19 protein-coding genes are annotated in these 16,896 nt (G+C 48.2%); 4 read left to right on the forward strand and 15 right to left on the reverse strand.

What is annotated here, in order from left to right; translation table 11 throughout:
* Positions 1-81: 81 nt before the first annotated feature.
* Entirely contained in the window at positions 82-303 is a 222-nt protein-coding gene (locus tag DFR62_RS01450) for a helix-turn-helix transcriptional regulator (RefSeq protein WP_121297713.1), read from the reverse strand.
* 150 nt (positions 304-453) lie between these two features.
* Between DFR62_RS01450 and DFR62_RS01455 the strand changes: the two genes are divergently transcribed.
* From DFR62_RS01455 to DFR62_RS01470, 4 genes are all read left to right on the forward strand, one after another.
* Positions 454-882: a helix-turn-helix domain-containing protein gene (locus DFR62_RS01455; RefSeq protein WP_121297714.1), complete on the forward strand. Its 429-nt coding sequence runs from the start codon at positions 454-456 to the stop codon at positions 880-882.
* Positions 883-970: 88 nt separating this feature from the next.
* Positions 971-1,558 (forward strand): DUF4352 domain-containing protein, encoded by a 588-nt coding sequence (locus tag DFR62_RS01460; protein WP_121297715.1) that lies wholly within the window; start codon positions 971-973, stop codon positions 1,556-1,558.
* Between the two features lie 77 nt (positions 1,559-1,635).
* Positions 1,636-2,097: an ImmA/IrrE family metallo-endopeptidase gene (locus DFR62_RS01465; protein ID WP_241663104.1), complete on the forward strand. Its 462-nt coding sequence runs from the start codon at positions 1,636-1,638 to the stop codon at positions 2,095-2,097.
* Between the two features lie 107 nt (positions 2,098-2,204).
* A complete protein-coding gene (locus DFR62_RS01470; protein ID WP_121297716.1) occupies positions 2,205-3,398 on the forward strand; it encodes a tyrosine-type recombinase/integrase in 1,194 nt (397 codons plus the stop codon).
* Between the two features lie 89 nt (positions 3,399-3,487).
* Here DFR62_RS01470 and sucD read toward each other — a convergent pair whose 3' ends face one another.
* The 14 genes from sucD to smc form a co-directional block, all read right to left on the reverse strand.
* Complete coding sequence (sucD, locus tag DFR62_RS01475) at positions 3,488-4,390, reverse strand: succinate--CoA ligase subunit alpha (RefSeq protein ID WP_121297717.1); 903 nt, start codon at positions 4,388-4,390, stop codon at positions 3,488-3,490.
* Between the two features lie 18 nt (positions 4,391-4,408).
* Complete coding sequence (sucC, locus tag DFR62_RS01480) at positions 4,409-5,569, reverse strand: ADP-forming succinate--CoA ligase subunit beta (protein ID WP_058383573.1); 1,161 nt, start codon at positions 5,567-5,569, stop codon at positions 4,409-4,411.
* Positions 5,570-5,690: 121 nt separating this feature from the next.
* Positions 5,691-6,461: a ribonuclease HII gene (locus tag DFR62_RS01485; protein ID WP_121297718.1), complete on the reverse strand. Its 771-nt coding sequence runs from the start codon at positions 6,459-6,461 to the stop codon at positions 5,691-5,693.
* Between the two features lie 55 nt (positions 6,462-6,516).
* On the reverse strand, positions 6,517-7,392 hold the full coding sequence (gene ylqF / locus DFR62_RS01490; RefSeq protein WP_121297719.1) for a ribosome biogenesis GTPase YlqF: 876 nt from the start codon (positions 7,390-7,392) through the stop codon (positions 6,517-6,519).
* An 11-nt stretch (positions 7,393-7,403) separates the two neighbouring features.
* Complete coding sequence (gene lepB, locus DFR62_RS01495) at positions 7,404-7,961, reverse strand: signal peptidase I (protein ID WP_121297720.1); 558 nt, start codon at positions 7,959-7,961, stop codon at positions 7,404-7,406.
* A 196-nt stretch (positions 7,962-8,157) separates the two neighbouring features.
* Positions 8,158-8,502 carry a 50S ribosomal protein L19 gene (gene rplS / locus DFR62_RS01500; protein ID WP_058383570.1) on the reverse strand — a complete coding sequence of 115 codons (345 nt, stop codon included), beginning with the start codon at positions 8,500-8,502 and terminating at the stop codon, positions 8,158-8,160.
* Positions 8,503-8,637: 135 nt separating this feature from the next.
* Complete coding sequence (gene trmD, locus DFR62_RS01505; protein ID WP_121299444.1) at positions 8,638-9,366, reverse strand: tRNA (guanosine(37)-N1)-methyltransferase TrmD; 729 nt, start codon at positions 9,364-9,366, stop codon at positions 8,638-8,640.
* Entirely contained in the window at positions 9,366-9,881 is a 516-nt protein-coding gene (rimM, locus tag DFR62_RS01510; RefSeq protein ID WP_121297721.1) for a ribosome maturation factor RimM, read from the reverse strand. The genes trmD and rimM overlap by 1 nt, the downstream gene beginning before the upstream one ends.
* 62 nt (positions 9,882-9,943) lie before the next feature.
* A complete protein-coding gene (locus DFR62_RS01515) occupies positions 9,944-10,177 on the reverse strand; it encodes a KH domain-containing protein (RefSeq protein WP_101190532.1) in 234 nt (77 codons plus the stop codon).
* Positions 10,178-10,189: 12 nt separating this feature from the next.
* Positions 10,190-10,462: a 30S ribosomal protein S16 gene (rpsP, locus tag DFR62_RS01520; protein ID WP_058383567.1), complete on the reverse strand. Its 273-nt coding sequence runs from the start codon at positions 10,460-10,462 to the stop codon at positions 10,190-10,192.
* Between the two features lie 92 nt (positions 10,463-10,554).
* Positions 10,555-11,913 (reverse strand): signal recognition particle protein, encoded by a 1,359-nt coding sequence (gene ffh / locus DFR62_RS01525; protein ID WP_121297722.1) that lies wholly within the window; start codon positions 11,911-11,913, stop codon positions 10,555-10,557.
* A 13-nt stretch (positions 11,914-11,926) separates the two neighbouring features.
* The gene (locus DFR62_RS01530; RefSeq protein ID WP_058383565.1) at positions 11,927-12,250 is read right to left on the reverse strand and encodes a putative DNA-binding protein; all 324 of its coding nucleotides are present in this window, start codon (positions 12,248-12,250) and stop codon (positions 11,927-11,929) included.
* A gap of 67 nt (positions 12,251-12,317) precedes the next feature.
* Positions 12,318-13,334: a signal recognition particle-docking protein FtsY gene (gene ftsY, locus DFR62_RS01535; protein ID WP_058383564.1), complete on the reverse strand. Its 1,017-nt coding sequence runs from the start codon at positions 13,332-13,334 to the stop codon at positions 12,318-12,320.
* Positions 13,335-13,345: 11 nt separating this feature from the next.
* A complete protein-coding gene (smc, locus tag DFR62_RS01540) occupies positions 13,346-16,894 on the reverse strand; it encodes a chromosome segregation protein SMC (RefSeq protein WP_121297723.1) in 3,549 nt (1,182 codons plus the stop codon).
* Positions 16,895-16,896 lie beyond the last annotated feature (2 nt).

A 16,896-nucleotide genomic window follows, 5' to 3' on the forward strand; every position in this document is an offset into this window, starting at 1 on the left:
AAACCCTCACAGACCCTGCAACTTGTTTAATTTTTCCTCAGGAGTTTTGTCTTGCTTGGTAAGCAAGACAAAACTCCTCTCTTAGACCGCCACTCGCTTTTGTTTCGTTTCGACGACTTCTTCAGCAAAAAAATTTGTCCATTGAAAACCGAAGACTTCAGCGATTTTCTTTGCGACTTTTACTGAAGGGTTTCGGTTACCAATTTCAATATTGGCGTATGCTCCCCGGGAGATACCTACTAAATCTGCTGCTTCTTGCTGGGTTAGTTCCCCGCGCTTCTCGATGAGCCATTTGCGTTCCATTTTCGAACCTCCTTTTGTTTCGTTTTGTGGTGTTGAATTTATAATATCGTCTAAATGAAACAAAATCAACAATAAAATCGTCTTTTCGAAACATTTATATTTTGTTTCAAAATGAAACGTTATAATTATAGTTAATGGAGGTGCTCAACTATGTTCAATAAGAAACTGCAAAGCTTACGTAAATCTAAAAAAATGACTCAAGATGAGCTCGCTAACAGGCTTTCTATCAATAGAGGTACATATGCCAACTATGAACGCGGTCATAGACAACCAGATTTCGAAACACTTATTAAAATAGCTGACTACTTCGAGGTTACAACCGACTATCTGCTTGGAAGAAATGAATACGCTCATGGAGTTTCAAAAGAAGAGCCTTCAGTTTACCTGCAGCTCGGATTAGATCGAGATGAATTCGAGTCCCTCACTGCCTACCAGCAAGAAGCTCTTAACTGGGCCGCAAACAATGATTACCTTCAGTTTAAAAATAAATCCGATGACATCATGGACATGATAGAGCGTATAGAAATCGCCTATGAAGTGGACAAGGTCATGAAAAAACGGAAGAAAAATAACAAATGATTGGTTAATTTTCACAAAAGGTATCGCTTTCCCTCCAATATTTGCTAGAATATAGGAGTAAGATAATAGAAGTAGGGGGGCAATATGTATGAAGAAAGTCTTTAAAATCGGTTGCTTGGGGATCATTGGTCTCGTTGTACTAGTGATCATCGCAGCAGTCGCATTTGGTGGAGGCGACGAATCGTCGACAACATCTACGGAAACCGATAGTTCGGCTCCAGCGACAGAAACCGCAGATACAGAAGAAGTGAAAGTTGCTGGAATTGGCGAAGAAGTTCAAGTAGGAGATGCAACGTTCATTATCAATAGCATCGAAACTGCTGATCAAGTTGGGCCGTCTATGCTGCCAGAAACAGCTTCTGGTAAATATGTGGTGCTTGATGTAACTTATACCAATGGTGGCAACGAAGCTGTAATGGTTGATACTTCATTCTTTAAACTAAAACTTGGTGAGAAAACATACGAAGCTGACGCAATGGCTAGTATCTCAGGAAACCAGCAAGAAGACGGAACGATTCAAAATGCTTTCTTGGCAGAAGAAATTAATCCTGATTCTGAAGTGACTGGTAAAGTCGTATTCGACGTTAACCCTGATGTTGCTGAAAGCGAAGACTTGCAATTGCAAGTACAAAGTGGCTTATTCGGAACTGAAACGGGTATGATTGATTTAAGATAAGATAAAGAAGCTCGGCTACAAGCTGGGCTTTTCTTTCAATCTCAAAAAGAACATATGTTCTATTTAGGAGTGGTCACGTGAGCTATACATACAACTGGAGCGAACAATACGTCAACAACATGTGCAAAGCTATTGGCATCTATCATCCACATCAACTAAGCATCGATACACTATCCTCTCGAAATGGCATTTCTGTTTTCTATCGACCGTGTGAGTCAATGAATCTCGGTGCCGGCATCATTCTCGACAGTCGAGTGTCGGACGCTGAGCAATGGGAAGACTTCGGGCACGAGCTTTGTCACGCCCTCTGGCATGCGGGAAATCAACTGACGATGCCCATGCCCTTTCAAGTCTATCAAGAGCACAAATCAATCAACTTTGCACAATATGTCTGCATCCCCACCTTTATGCTCGAGCGCATGGAATTGCCGGCAACGGAAAATGAAGCTGTGTGGTCCATCATGGAAATGTTCAAAGTTACGAGAGAATTTGCACTGAAACGGCTGCATCAGTACCTGCAAAACTTAATGTACCGATAGACAGTCCGATGGGTTAAAAGAATACCAACGGCTATCGAACGAGAGGAAAACCTGTACCGGTGGGTGTAGCTGCTGCATGATACGGTGAGCATGAGGGAGTGTGTGCAATGAAATGTAGAAAACTGCCCAATGGCAATTGGGAATGTTACGAAGAAGGACCGCGGGATCCGTACACGAATAAACGGAACCCCATCCGCAAACAGGCAAAAAGCAAAACGGCTGCGCAAATCAAGGTGAAGGAATCCTTAAAGATTTTGGAATCCGGAATCGATGGCCGGACAGCAAACCGCGTTTTCTTCCAGGAAACGGCTGCAGAATGGTTTGAAGTCTATGCTCATTCCGGCGTAAAAAAGAGCACGCTGCGCAGCCGGGATTCGACGGTGAAGCTAATTAATCGTTACATAGGCGATATGCTGATTGGCAGAATTACGCACCAACACATCCAGGACATGCTGATGGATCTTCACCGCAAAGGCGCATCGAAGTCCCAGATTACGCATGTAAAAGTCACGGCGAACTTTGTCTTTGTGCATGCTCAGAAGCAACGGCTGCGGCTGGACAATCCGGTGAACCTGGTTATTATGCCGAAGCGACGGCGAACAGTAGAGGAAATCGAGAGTGTAGAAATCAAAGAGAAGTATTTCGAGCGCGAAGAACTGACAACCTTTCTAAATGCAGCGCGAGACATCGGCTTGATCTTTGATGAGGAATGGTTTTATCTGATTGCCTTTACGGGGATGCGAGCTGGTGAAGTCTGTTCATTAAAGTGGTCAGACATTGATTTTGAGGAAAGCCGTATCCGCATCACCAAAACAATGGACAGTCCAGGAGCCGTAGAGGAATATGAATTGACGCCACCTAAGTCGCATCAATCCATTCGAGTGGTCGATATCGAAAGTGACACCTTGAACCTGCTAAGACGCTTGAAAGTTAGGCAGATGGAGAACCGGCTGAAATATCGAAAAGCAACAGACAATTACCACGACATGAACTTTGTGTTCTGCCGGCCGACGACCGGCTATCCGTACTCGGCCAAATTCATTTACCGTCGCTATCTCCGGATCTGCGAGAAGTCGGGCATCGGGAAACGAGACGGCCCTCACCTTCTCCGCCATACGCATATCACCATGCTGACAGAAGCCGGCATCGACCTGGACACGATCATGAATCGGGTTGGCCATTCGGATGCCAAGACGACGAAAAACATTTATACGCATGTCACGAAGCGAATGAAACGAAATGCTCCGAACCAACTTAAAATTCATTACGGGGAAATCTTCGGGAAGTTTTTCGATGCCTGATGTGCGAGTTTTGTGCGAGTAAGGAAAAAAAGACAAAATAAAAAAGCCTGAAACGCTGCTGTATCAACGTTTCAGGCTTAATTTATAGATTAATGAGTTTTACAAGCGTCGTAAAGGCCTTTTTCTTTGATCACTTTGATCAAAGTTTCGCCAATTACAGAAGGTGTGTCTGCAACTTCGATTCCAGCGGCGTTCATTGCTTTGATCTTGTCTGCAGCAGTACCTTTGCCTCCAGAAATGATCGCACCGGCGTGGCCCATGCGTTTTCCTTCTGGAGCTGTTTGGCCGCCGATAAAGCCGACAACAGGTTTCGTCATGTTCTCTTTCACCCATTGTGCAGCTTCTTCTTCAGCTGTTCCGCCGATTTCGCCGATCATGACAACCGCGTACGTATCTTCATCTTCATTGAATTCCTTCAATACATCGATAAAGTTCGTGCCGTTGACCGGGTCTCCGCCGATACCGACAGCAGTTGACTGGCCGATGCCTTCTTCAGACAGTTGGTGAGTCGCTTCATACGTCAAAGTACCAGAGCGCGATACGACGCCGACATGTCCTTTTTTGTGAATGTAGCCAGGCATGATGCCGATCTTACATTCGTCCGGAGTGATGACACCCGGGCAGTTCGGTCCAACAAGACGTGTTTTCTTGCCTTCCATATAGCGCTTCACTTTTACCATGTCCAATACTGGAATGTGTTCAGTGATGCAGATTGCCATATCCAACTCAGCTTCTGTTGCTTCAAGAATTGCGTCAGCAGCAAAAGGAGCCGGCACATAAATTACAGATACATTGGCACCTGTCGCTTCTACGGCATCTTGAACTGTATTGAAGACAGGTACGCCTTCAACTTCAGTTCCGCCTTTGCCTGGTGTTACACCCGCAACGATTTTCGTTCCGTATTCAAGCATTTGCTTTGTGTGGAAAAGGGCAGTTGACCCTGTAATTCCCTGTACAAGCACTTTTGTGTCTTTATTAATGTATACGCTCATTTTTGTCCCTGCCCTTCTTTAGCCTACAAGTTCTACGATCTGTTTCGCGCCATCTGCCATAGTGCCAGCAGCTACGATGTTCAGACCTGATTCGTTCAGCAGTTTTTTACCAATTTCTACGTTTGTGCCTTCAAGACGGACGACTAATGGCACTTCCAGGCTGACTTCTTTAGCCGCTTGGATAACGCCTTCCGCAATGATGTCGCACTTCATGATTCCGCCGAAAATGTTAACGAAGATTCCTTTGACATTCTTATCAGAAAGAATGATCTTGAAAGCTTCTGTTACTTTCTCAGCGGTGGCACCGCCCCCAACGTCAAGGAAGTTAGCGGGTGAGCCGCCGTAATAGTTAATCGTATCCATTGTTGCCATAGCAAGGCCGGCACCGTTAACCATACAGCCGATGTTTCCGTCCAAAGAGATGTAGCTCAAGTCATACTTGGAAGCTTCGATTTCTTTAGCATCTTCTTCATCATAATCGCGCATTTCCATGATGTCCTGATGACGGTAAAGAGCGTTTGCATCGAAGTTGAACTTCGCATCCAAAGCTACTACCTGCCCGTCGCCTGTAACAACCAATGGGTTGATTTCAACGATTGCTGCGTCTTTTTCCACATAAGCCTGGTAAAGGCCTAGCATCAATTTCGCGGCTTTGTTGACAAGCTTAGCCGGGATGTTCATGTTGAATGCCATGCGGCGAGCCTGGAAGCCAGTCAAACCGACAACAGGATCGATAGCTTCATAGAAGATACGCTCCGGTGTGTTTGCTGCCACTTCTTCGATGTCCATGCCGCCTTCTTCTGATCCCATCAAGTTGACTAGGGAAGTTTCACGGTCAAGAACCAATCCAAGATAGTATTCCTTCTCGATGTTGCTGCCCGCTTCGATGTAAAGGCGTTTAACTTCTTTGCCTTCTGGGCCTGTCTGATGCGTTACGAGGACCTTGCCAAGCAATTCCTTCGCATATTCACGCACTTCGTCCAAGTTTTTCGCCAGCTTGACGCCGCCTGCCTTGCCTCGTCCACCTGCGTGGATTTGGGCTTTAACAACGACAACATCCGAACCAAGTTCTTTCGCTGCTTTGACTGCTTCTTCAGGTGAAAAAGCAACATGGCCTTCTGGTACTGATACGCCATATTGTTTCAGGACCTGTTTTCCCTGATATTCATGGATATTCATCTGTCATCCTCCAATCAAACATCTGTCTCTTAATTTTATTGCCTCTACCATTGTATTAAAGTTGCCACAGAATGTCCACAGCTGACAGCCACTCTGCATAAAACTTCGAATTTTCCGTCTCTTACGGTCTTTCAGCCATCGATTTTACTGGCTCAAAGCTCTTGCGGTGGATTGGGCATGGGCCATGCGCTTCAAGCGCCGCGAGATGGTCTTTCGTACCGTATCCCGCATGCTTCGAAAACCCGTATTGTGGATACATCTCGGCGTAGTCATCCATTAGGTCATCGCGGCCGGTCTTTGCCAGGATCGATGCAGCGGCGATGCATAAACTTTTCGCATCGCCTTTGATGATCGCTTCAGAATGCATCGAAAGCGTCAACTTCATGGCATCCGCCAACACCACATCAGGTGGCGTGCCCAAATTGTTTGCTGCTGCTTCCATCGATTGTTTTGTCGCTTGGAAAATATTCAGCCGGTCGATGGCTTCAGGCGGCTGGATATGGACTGACCAACTGATCGCCTGTTGCTTGATGAGCTGCGCTAATTCGTTGCGCTTCGCTTTCGCTATTATTTTTGAATCGTCCAATCCGATGAATGCGCTGCAATCTTCCGGCAAAATGACGGCTGCCGTTACGACCGGGCCGGCAAGCGGACCGCGCCCTGCCTCGTCGATGCCGGCAACGAGCGAAGCCGGATGTTTCTTGAACTGCCGATCAAAGCTTTGCTTGTCTTCCAAGTCCCGCAGCAAAGAAAGCTTTTTGTCGAAACGGCGCTGCCAGGAGGCGAGCAATTGCTGGACGCTTTTGCGCGAATCGCTTTTCAACTCCTCCATCCACGGTTCGAATGTTTCTGCCTGCAATAATTTTTCCTTGATTGATGCTGTCGTCTCCAAGTAGCCACTTCCTTTTCACAAAGAAATAGCGAGCCCTGTTTGAGGACCCGCTGTGTTATGCCAATTCGTCTTGTTCCACAATCATTTCATCCCGGTAATCGAATGTGATGCGCCCGAGATGCTGGTTGCGGATATCGCGGATGATGATCTCGGCTGTCATTTCATAATCGACTTCGTTATCCGGTCCGATTATATAGCGTTTTTTGCCGATATGGTCGAAGGTCTTCACCAAGTCTTCATCGATATGGTCAATGCCGTAACGGTCCATCAAACGGTCCGGATAGCGCTTTTCCAAAAACTTCAGCGCATAAATCGCCAGTTCCTGCATTTGGATGACCGAATCTTTGATCGCCCCCGTGACCGCAAGTTTCTGCCCGGTCTCCTGATCCTCGAATTTCGGCCAGAGGATCCCTGGCGTATCGAGCAATTCGATTTCCTTGCCGACTTTGATCCATTGCTGTGCTTTCGTGACGCCTGGCATATTGCCCGTTTTCGCTAGGCTTTTCTTGGCGAGGCGGTTGATCAACGTCGATTTCCCGACGTTCGGGATTCCGACGATCATGGCCCGTATGGCGCGCGGCTTGATGCCTTTCGCTTCCATGCGGTCCCACTTCTCTTTAAGGATCTCCTTCGAAGCTTTCGTGACTGCCTGAAGCCCTTTTCCTTCCAAGGAATTGATCGCCACGGCGCGTGTCCCTTCTCGTTCGAAATGCTCGATCCATTTCTTTGTTTCCCGCTCGTCTGCCATATCCATTTTATTGAGAATGATGAGGCGGGGCTTTTGCTGGATTACTTGGTCGATCATCGGGTTGCGCGATGACAACGGCAAGCGTGCATCCACCAATTCGAAGATGATATCCACCAACTTCAGTTTTTCTGTTACTTCCCGGCGCGCTTTTGCCATATGTCCGGGAAACCATTGAATCGTCATGCTACCACTCCTTATTTTACGATGCCGGCTTCATCCACCGGCCAAAAAACGAAATTCGTATTGCCGATCACTTCATCGATCGGCACCAGCCCGATATGGCGGCTGTCTTTGCTCGCCCTGCGGTTATCCCCCATGACGAATACATAGCCGTCCGGGATGGTGGAATAGCTGGTGATATCCTCAAGCACAAAATCTTCTGTCAAGGTGCCGGTAATGCCTGTCTTGTACTGGTCAAGATAAGGTTCTTCCACTGCTTCTCCATTTATAAAGAGCTGGTCTTCCTCATAGGCAACATGGTCGCCCGGTAATCCGATGACCCGCTTGATATAGTCTTTTTGTTCCGGCGCATGAAAAACGATGATGTCGAATCGATCCGGTTCGCCGATATTATAGCCGATTTTGTTGACGATCATCCGGTCGCCGTGTTCAAGAGTCGGCATCATCGATTCCCCGTCCACCACAATGGGGGTGAATAGGAAAAACCGGATAATTGCCGCAAGGCCGAACGCGATCAATAGAGCTTTGGACCATTCCCACACTTCATTTTTCTGTTTCCCTTCAGCTTCCATGCGTGTTCCTCCCCGCGCTTAATGCTTTAATTGTACAGCGAAACAAGGTGTTTAGCAAAGAAAAGAAAAGCTATCACCCTGCATTTACTATGCTCTTTACGCCCTGTAAACAGCATATTAAAAGGCCCAGGCGATAAGCCCGGGCCTTTTAAATGCAAAAGAAGAAGGCATTAAGCCTTCTTCCCTGTTTGCGATATTAACGGATTTCTTTGATACGAGCTGCTTTACCGCGTAGGTTGCGCAAGTAGTACAATTTAGCACGACGTACTTTACCACGGCGAGTAACTTCAAGCTGAGCGATTTTCGGTGTGTGTACAGGGAATGTACGTTCAACACCTACACCGTACGAGATTTTACGGACAGTAAATGATTCACTGATTCCGCCTCCGCGACGGCTGATAACGACTCCTTCGTATACCTGGATACGTTCGCGAGTTCCCTCGACAACTTTCACGTGGACGCGAACAGTATCTCCTGGACGGAAATCTGGAAGATCCGCACGAAGTTGTTCTTTAGTGATTTCAGCAATGATGTTTTGCATGTTTTTTCTCTCCTTCTACAGATGCTCTTGCAATCCGTAATCTTTGCAGCGGAACACCGTGATTCGTGTACTTTACATAAAAGTACATTCTCCATACTACCACTTCATGCGTCTGGCTGCAAGAGCTATCGTGATTTATTTTTCGGCTTGTAAACGAGCCAATATGGTTTTCTGCTTATCGCTAAGTTCGACATGGTCGAGAAGGTCCGGACGGCGTTCGAGCGTGCGCTTCAAGCCTTGCTCTTCGCGCCAGTCTTCAATTTTAGCGTGGTTGCCAGAAGTCAATACGTCCGGGACGGCCATGTCTCTATAGATCGCTGGACGCGTGTAATGCGGATGCTCCAAGAGGCCGGTCGAAAAGGAATCGCGGACCGGTGAATCGCTATTGCCAAGCACACCCGGCAACAGCCTTACAACGCTGTCGATCACGGTCATGGCCGCCAGCTCCCCGCCGGTCAATACGAAATCGCCGATGGAGATCTCGTCAGTGACCAAATGTTCCCGGATGCGTTCATCGTAGCCTTCGTAATGGCCGCAAATGAACACCAGTTCCTCTTCAAAGGCAAGTTCTTCCGCCTTCTGCTGTGTAAAGCGCTCGCCTTGTGGGCACATCAAGATGACACGCGGTTTCTTGCCGTCATTTGTAATGCTTTCGACCGCATTGAACACTGGTTCGGGTTTCAGCACCATGCCAGCGCCCCCGCCGAACGGGTAATCATCCACTTGGCGCTTGTTGTCGGCAAATTCGCGGATGTCAACAACCCCTAAAGTTACCGCACCTTTATCTTGTGCTTTTTTCATGATCGAATGCTGGAACACCCCTTCGAACATAGGCGGAAAAAGAGATAGCACTTGGATGTTCATCATGATAACAAGCCATCCAAAACATCGATGGTGATTTTCTTTTCATCGATATCGACTTCTTTGACCACGTCTTCGATATAAGGGATGTAATGCTTTTTGCCTTTTGCCGGCGTTACTTCCCAGACATCATTGGCGCCTGTCTCCAAAATCTCCGTTACTTTTCCGATCTCTTCACCTTCAACTGAAAACACTTGGCAGCCGAGAATTTCGTGATGGTAAAAAGCGCCTTCTTCCAAATCGCCGAGGTCGTGTTCAGCGATCTTCAGATATCCTTCCTTGAACGGTTCGACATCATTGATGTTCGGATAGCCTTCGAAAGATAGGAGATTGAAGTTTTTATGTGTACGATGGCTCGCCACTTTCACCATGATCGGCTTTTTCGCACCCGCTGTAAACAAGCCAAGCTTATTGCCGATCGCAAACCGTTCTTCCGGGAAATCGGTACGGGACATCACGCGCACTTCACCGCGGATCCCGTGGGTATTGACTATTTTTCCTACGTTAAACCATTCCACGCATAAACACCCTTCCTGTATTTTTTCCTGAAAAAAAAGGAAGGAACCGGGGCTCCTTCCTTTCAATCCACAATATCAAGGTACGTTTTCTTCTTATGATAATTCCCTGCTGCTGAATAGACGACAGAGCGTACAGCTTTCGCCACACGTCCTTGCTTGCCGATCACTTTCCCTGTATCGCTTTGATGCACGGAAAGCTTGTAGACGACTCGGTTAGTGTTTTCGTCTTTTTCAATACGAACTGCTTCCGGATAATCAACTAGCGGCTTGACGATCGTTTCAATCAGCTGCTCCATAAGAACGCTCCCTTACTTGTTTAGTTTTTCGTTATGGAATTTCTCCATAATGCCGTTCTGAGAGAACAAGTTGCGTACTGTGTCAGATGGTTTAGCGCCATCATGAAGCCATTTCAACGCCAATTCTTCGTCGATTTTAACTTCAGCTGGAACTGTCAGCGGGTTGTAAGTACCTACTGTTTTGATTTGACGGCCGTCACGTGGAGCACGTGAATCAGCGACTACGATACGGTAGAAAGGAGACTTTTTAGCTCCCATACGTTTTAAGCGAATTTTTACTGCCATTTTATAAAGCACCTCCGAATAGTTTCACACAAGATATTATATTAGCAAGCTTTAAAAGGTTTGTAAAGTATTTTTTCTTAACACTACCAAATTTACTTGAAAAGCGAGTCCAGGCCTGGCATCGACATCTTTTTCTTGCCCTTTTTGCCGGCCATTCCGGACATTTGTTTCATCATTTTCTTCATGTCTTCAAACTGCTTGAGCAGCCTGTTGACGTCTTGGATGGACGTTCCGGAACCGCGTGCAATCCGTTTTTTGCGGTTTGCATTGATGATTTCGGGAGTCGTCTTCTCCTGGATCGTCATCGAGCGGATGATCGCTTCGACGCGCCCCATTTGGCTCTCGTCCACTTTGGCGTTTTCAAGGCCTTTGATTTTACCCGCGCCTGGGAGCATCTTCAAAATTTCATCGAGCGGCCCCATTTGCTTCACTTGATCCAATTGCTCAAGGAAATCATCGAATGTGAACGAAGACGTCCGGAATTTCTCTTCCAATTCCTTCGCCTTGGCCTCATCGACGTTCGTTTGCGCTTTTTCGATCAAGGAGAGCATATCGCCCATGCCGAGTATGCGGGAAGCCATGCGCTCTGGGTGGAATGGTTCAAGCGCGTCCATCTTCTCGCCTGTCCCGATATACTTGATCGGTTTTTCGGTGACGGCACGGATTGACAATGCCGCACCGCCGCGCGTGTCGCCGTCAAGTTTCGTCAAGACGACACCTGTGATGCCGATTGCGTCATCGAAGCTCTGCGCGACATTGACTGCATCCTGACCGGTCATCGCATCGACGACGAGGAAAATTTCATCCGGCTCTTTGATCGAACGGATGTCCTTCAATTCCTGCATCAATTGCTCATCGACATGCAGGCGGCCTGCCGTATCGATGATGACTGTATCGAGATGTTCCGCTTTAGCATGTTCGATCGCTTCACGGGCGATATCGACAGGGTTTGCTTCCGTACCTTTGGAGAACACCGGCAGCGATAATTGCTTGCCGATTGTCTCAAGCTGGTTGATCGCAGCCGGGCGGTAAACGTCCGCTGCGACGAGCAATGGCTTGCGGTTGTTCTTTTTGCGGAGCACGCCTGCAAGCTTACCGGTCGTCGTTGTCTTACCTGCCCCTTGCAAACCGACCATCATGATGACAGTCGGCTGGCGTGTCGCAAATTCAATTTTGCTTTGTTCGCCGCCCATTAATTCAGTCAGTTCATCTTTGACGATTTTTACGACTTGCTGGCCTGGTGTCAAACTTTCCATCACTTCAAGGCCGACAGCGCGTTCGCTAACTTTCTTGATGAACGATTTGACGACTTTCAAGTTGACATCCGCTTCGATCAAGGCAAAGCGGACTTCGCGCATCATCTCTTTTACGTCTGCTTCGGACAATTTCCCTTTGCCTTTAATTTTGGTCATCGTTCCTTGCAGGCGTTCAGATAATCCTTCAAATGCCACTATATACCGCCTCCTAGTCCCATTCCTTCAACTCGTCCAAAAATTTCTGGACATTGTCATCTGTGAATGGCTGTTTTTCAAAAGTCGAGACGAGTTGCTGGCGCCGCTGGAATTTCTCGAACAGCTGCAACTTCTCCTCATATTCTTCAAGCATCGCTTCGGTCCGGCGGATATTGTCGTACACCGCTTGGCGGGTGATTTCATATTCTTCGGCAATTTCGCCGAGCGAATGGTCGTCCAGATAATACAAGCTCATATAGCTGCGCTGTTTGGGCGTCAGCAGCTCCTGATAGAAATCAAAAAGATAGTTCATTCTTGTCGTTTTTTCCAGTCCCATCAATGACGCTCACCCCATTCATACTCCTGTATACCATACTGAATCCCGAAGCCTCCGTCAAGTAATTTTACTTGTCTGAGCCCATTTCTTCCTGCTCTTCCCGGTCCAAGCCTTCGGCAAATAAGCCGTAGACGTATTTCTGCGGGTCGAACGGCTGAAGGTCATCGAGTTTTTCACCCAGCCCGACGAATTTCACCGGGATATTGAGCTTGTTGCGAATCGCCAGGACAATTCCGCCTTTTGCGGTACCGTCGAGTTTCGTCAAGACGATGCCCGTCACTTCCGTCACTTCTTTAAAGGTCTGGGCTTGAATCATGGCGTTTTGCCCTGTCGTCGCATCAAGTGCAAGCAGCACTTCATGAGGCGCCCCTGGAATTTCACGGGCAATAACGCGATGCACTTTCTGCAATTCATTCATCAAATTGACTTTGTTCTGCAGGCGGCCTGCCGTATCGCAGATCAAGACATCGATATTGCGCGATTTCGCGGCCCGCACGGCGTCGTACATGACCGCTGCCGGGTCGGAGCCTTCACTTTGTTTGATGGTTTCAACGCCGACGCGCTGCCCCCAAACATCGAGCTGGTCGATCGCTCCGGCACGGAACGTGTCACCTGCTGCGAGCATGACCGACTTACCTTCATTTTTCAGGCGCTGCGCCAATTTTCCGATGGTTGTCGTTTTGCCGACGCCATTGACGCCGACCATCAAGATGACAGTCGGGCCCGATTCGGCAAAGGTCAATTCGCTCAATTCCTGATCGCCTGCTTCGTAGATTTCGACAAGTTTCTCAGAAATGACCGACTGTACATTGGAAGTGTCTTTGACATTCTGTCGCTGCACTTCATAACGCAGTTCTTCCATCAGTTCGATGACCGTCTCAAAGCCGACGTCTGCCTGCAATAGCACTTCTTCCAATTCTTCAAAAAAGTCTTCATCGACTTTGCGGTAACGGGCGACCAAGTCATTGATCTTCGACGTGAAGCCGGTCCGCGTTTTGCTTAAGCCTTCGCGGTATTTCTCGGTTGATTGTTCTTCTTCTACATTGTTGCTGAATTTATCTTTTAATTTCTTAAAGAAACTCATCGACTCACTCCTTATTTGATGTCTTCCTGCAATTTTACGGAAACCAGTTTGGAAATACCGGATTCCTGCATCGTGATGCCATATAGCACATCAGCGCCTTCCATCGTGCCTTTGCGATGGGTGATGACGATAAACTGTGTGTCTTCACTGAATTTTTTCAAGTACTGACTGTAACGCACGACATTTGATTCATCAAGCGCCGCTTCGACTTCGTCAAGAACACAGAACGGCACGGGGCGCACTTTCAAGATGGCGAACAGCAAGGCGATTGCCGTGAGTGCCCGCTCCCCGCCGGACAACAAGCTCAAATTCTGCAGCTTCTTGCCTGGCGGCTGTGCAATGATATCGACGCCTGTCATGAGCAAGTCCGATGGCTTGGTCAACACCAGATCCGCAGAACCGCCGCCGAACAATTCACGGAACACATGGCGGAAGTGGCTGCGGATGGCATGGAAGGTTTCGTCAAAACGCAAAGTCATCTCCTCATCCATTTCTGCGATCAAGGTGCGAAGCGTGTCTTTCGCTTCATTCAGATCATCCCGCTGCTCGCTCAAGAAGCGATGGCGCTCTGCTACATGTTCATATTCCTCGATGGCGCCAATATTGACGCTGCCGAGCTCTTCAATCGATTGTTTCAGAAGCTTCACTTGCTTTCTGACAGCGGCTTCCTCCCCTTCCAGTGGGTAGCGGCTTGCCGCTTCAAGATCCATTTCGTAATGATCTTCGAGCTGTCCGAGAATCCCCTGCAATTGCACTTCAAGGCGCGTCGCCTTCACTTCACAGATGCGCACAGCTTCTGTAAAACCTTTATGGATGCGGCTTTGTTCACGCAGCTGCTGTTCTTCCGCATCGAGCGATTGCTGCAATGTGTGGCGCTCTTTGCGGGAAGCATCGACGGTGTCGTTCGCTGACTGTCGTGCATCGGACCATCTTTGGATTTCTGACTCGATTTCTTCGTCTGAAAAGTTTTTGGCCGCTTCTTCCGATTGAATCCATTCCAGCTCGCGTTCAAGCTCACCGAGTCTGTTGCGGCTGGCTGTGCGGCGTTCCAATAATTCATCCACCTGCCCAGTGAGCTGCCCGATGCGCTCTTTGCGGACTGCCATGTCTGATTTGAATTCGGCGAGTTTCGCCAGCAATTCACCTCTGGCTGTTTCTTTTTGCTGCTTGAATCCGGTCAATTCTTCAATTTCACCGTTCAATCCCGTCAGCTCACTGGCGATAGCGTCCATGCGGCCAGCCGCCTCTTCCTTGCGTGAAGCAAGGCCAGAGAGATCCTGCTTGTTCTGCTGTTCTGCACGGAATAGCGCAAATCGGCTATCGGTCGTTTTCCACACCGCTTCGATTTCCCGCAGATGCATCGCGCTTTCCGCCTCAAGTTCTCGGTAACGCTCTCCTTCTGAGCGAAGATGTTCTAGCTGTTCTTTTGCAACCTCTGCATGCGATTGCAATTCGTGGACTTTCTGTTCGGCTTCCTCAATAGTGCTTTGAAGTTCAGCAGCCTGTTGCTGCAATTGCTCCAGTTCTGCCTTTCTCGTAAAGAAGGAGGCCTGGTTTTTCGTCGCGCCGCCTGTCATGGAACCTCCGGCATTGATGACGTCACCATCCAATGTCACAACACGGTACCGATGGCCGATTGCTTTGGCTATCGATGTCGCGCCCTCGAGATCTTTTGCCACTAGGACATTGCCGAGCAGGTTTTGGAAAATCATCGCGTACTGTTCGTCATAGCTGACAAGCTGTGAGGCGATATCCACAAACGAAGGATGTGCCGAAACTGATTGCACTACTTGCTGGGAGATCTGTCTCGGTTTCATGACCGTCATCGGGAGGAACGTAGAACGTCCTGCGCGTTTGGTTCTCAAAAAACGGATCGCTTCACTGGCACTTTTTTCATCGCTCGTGACGATATGCTGGCTAGCTGCGCCAAATGCGGTTTCGATCGCTTTGGCATATGGCTTTTGGACATCCGCCAATTCTGCCACAGCGCCGATGATGCCATTTAGTTCGTTGCGCTCCCTTGCCTGCAATACTTCGCGCACCCCATGGAAGAATCCTGAGTAATCGGCTTCTAAATCCTGCAAGGTCTCGATGCGTGCAGATAGTTGTTTATGGGATTGGTACGCCTGAAATAATAGGGATTTCTTGTGATCGTAATCCGCGGCTAATTGTTTTGCACCGGTTTCCTGTTGTTTGAAATGCTGGCGTTTGCGGTCAAGATCCGCATGAATTTCTTCATACGCTTTTTCCGCTTGTTGCTTTTCTTTCAATAGGCGTGCAAGTTCTTTTTCAAACGATTGTTGTTGCGCGGCAATGCGGCCGCTCGATTCCGTCATTTGCTGCTGTTGGAAATCGATGTTTTTCAGTTCATTTTTCAAGCCTGCCTGTTCGTTCATCAATTCGATATAGAGGGATTTCTTCGCTTCAATTTCATTGTCGATATCGGCAGGCGTCAAATTCAATTGCGCTTCTAGCTGCTGAATTGACTTGCGGGTCTTCTGCTGATCCATTTTCTGCTGTTCGAGGGAAGCGCCTTGTTCTGCATGGCGCTGTTCGAGCTTGGCAGTTTCTTCACGCTCAGCCTTGATCGACTCTTCCAATGCCTGGCGCTGGCGGTCTGCATTATGCTTTTTCTCGTGCATCAGCAATTTGCGGCCTTCCCATTTTTCGGCTTCCGAACTCGCTTCAACGAGCGCCGCTTGTGCTGTGTCGATTTTTTTATCCAGCGCATGCACCGACCGCTTCGAAGCCGCAATCAATTGTTCCGTTTCCGAAATTTCGCCCGCCAGACGCTGCTCTTCCTCTGCGTGCTGCAAAGCTTCTTGCGACAGCTCTGATAGTTGTGCCTTCAAAGCATTCGCATCGTATGCCAATAGCGCAATATCCGCATCTTTTAATTGGGCGCTCATATCGAGGTAATCGCGCGCTGCGGATGCTTGCATCTGCAGCGGCTCCATCCGCCCATCGAGTTCGTGCAGTATATCGAGCACACGGTTCAAGTTTTCGTCCGTTTCGTTCAATTTGAATTCGGCTTTCCGTTTACGCTGTTTGTATTTCAACACTCCGGCCGCTTCTTCAAAAATGGAACGCCGCTCGTCCGCTTTGCTATTGAGGATTTCATCCACGCGCCCTTGGGAAATGATGGAAAACGCTTCTTTTCCTAATCCCGAATCCATAAACAGATCGGTGATATCCTTCAATCGGCACGGCTGCTTGTTCAAGAGATATGCACTTTCGCCACTGCGAAAAACCCTTCTCGTTACGCTGATTTCGCTGTAATCGAGAGGGGCTTTGCCGTCCGTATTATCCAATATCAATGTGACTTCCGCAAAATTAAGCGCTTTCCTCGAATCGCTTCCGGCAAAAATCACATCTTCCATTTTCGCTCCGCGCAGCGATTTTGCGGATTGCTCGCCGAGGACCCAACGGATCGCATCGGTTACATTGCTTTTGCCGCTGCCATTCGGCCCGACAACGGCGGTGACGCCAGGGACGAAATCGATGCCGACACGGTCGGCGAACGATTTAAACCCGATTACTTCCAATCTTTTCAAAAACATGT

This window comes from Planococcus citreus (genome assembly GCF_003664125.1).
Classification (GTDB): domain Bacteria; phylum Bacillota; class Bacilli; order Bacillales_A; family Planococcaceae; genus Planococcus; species Planococcus citreus.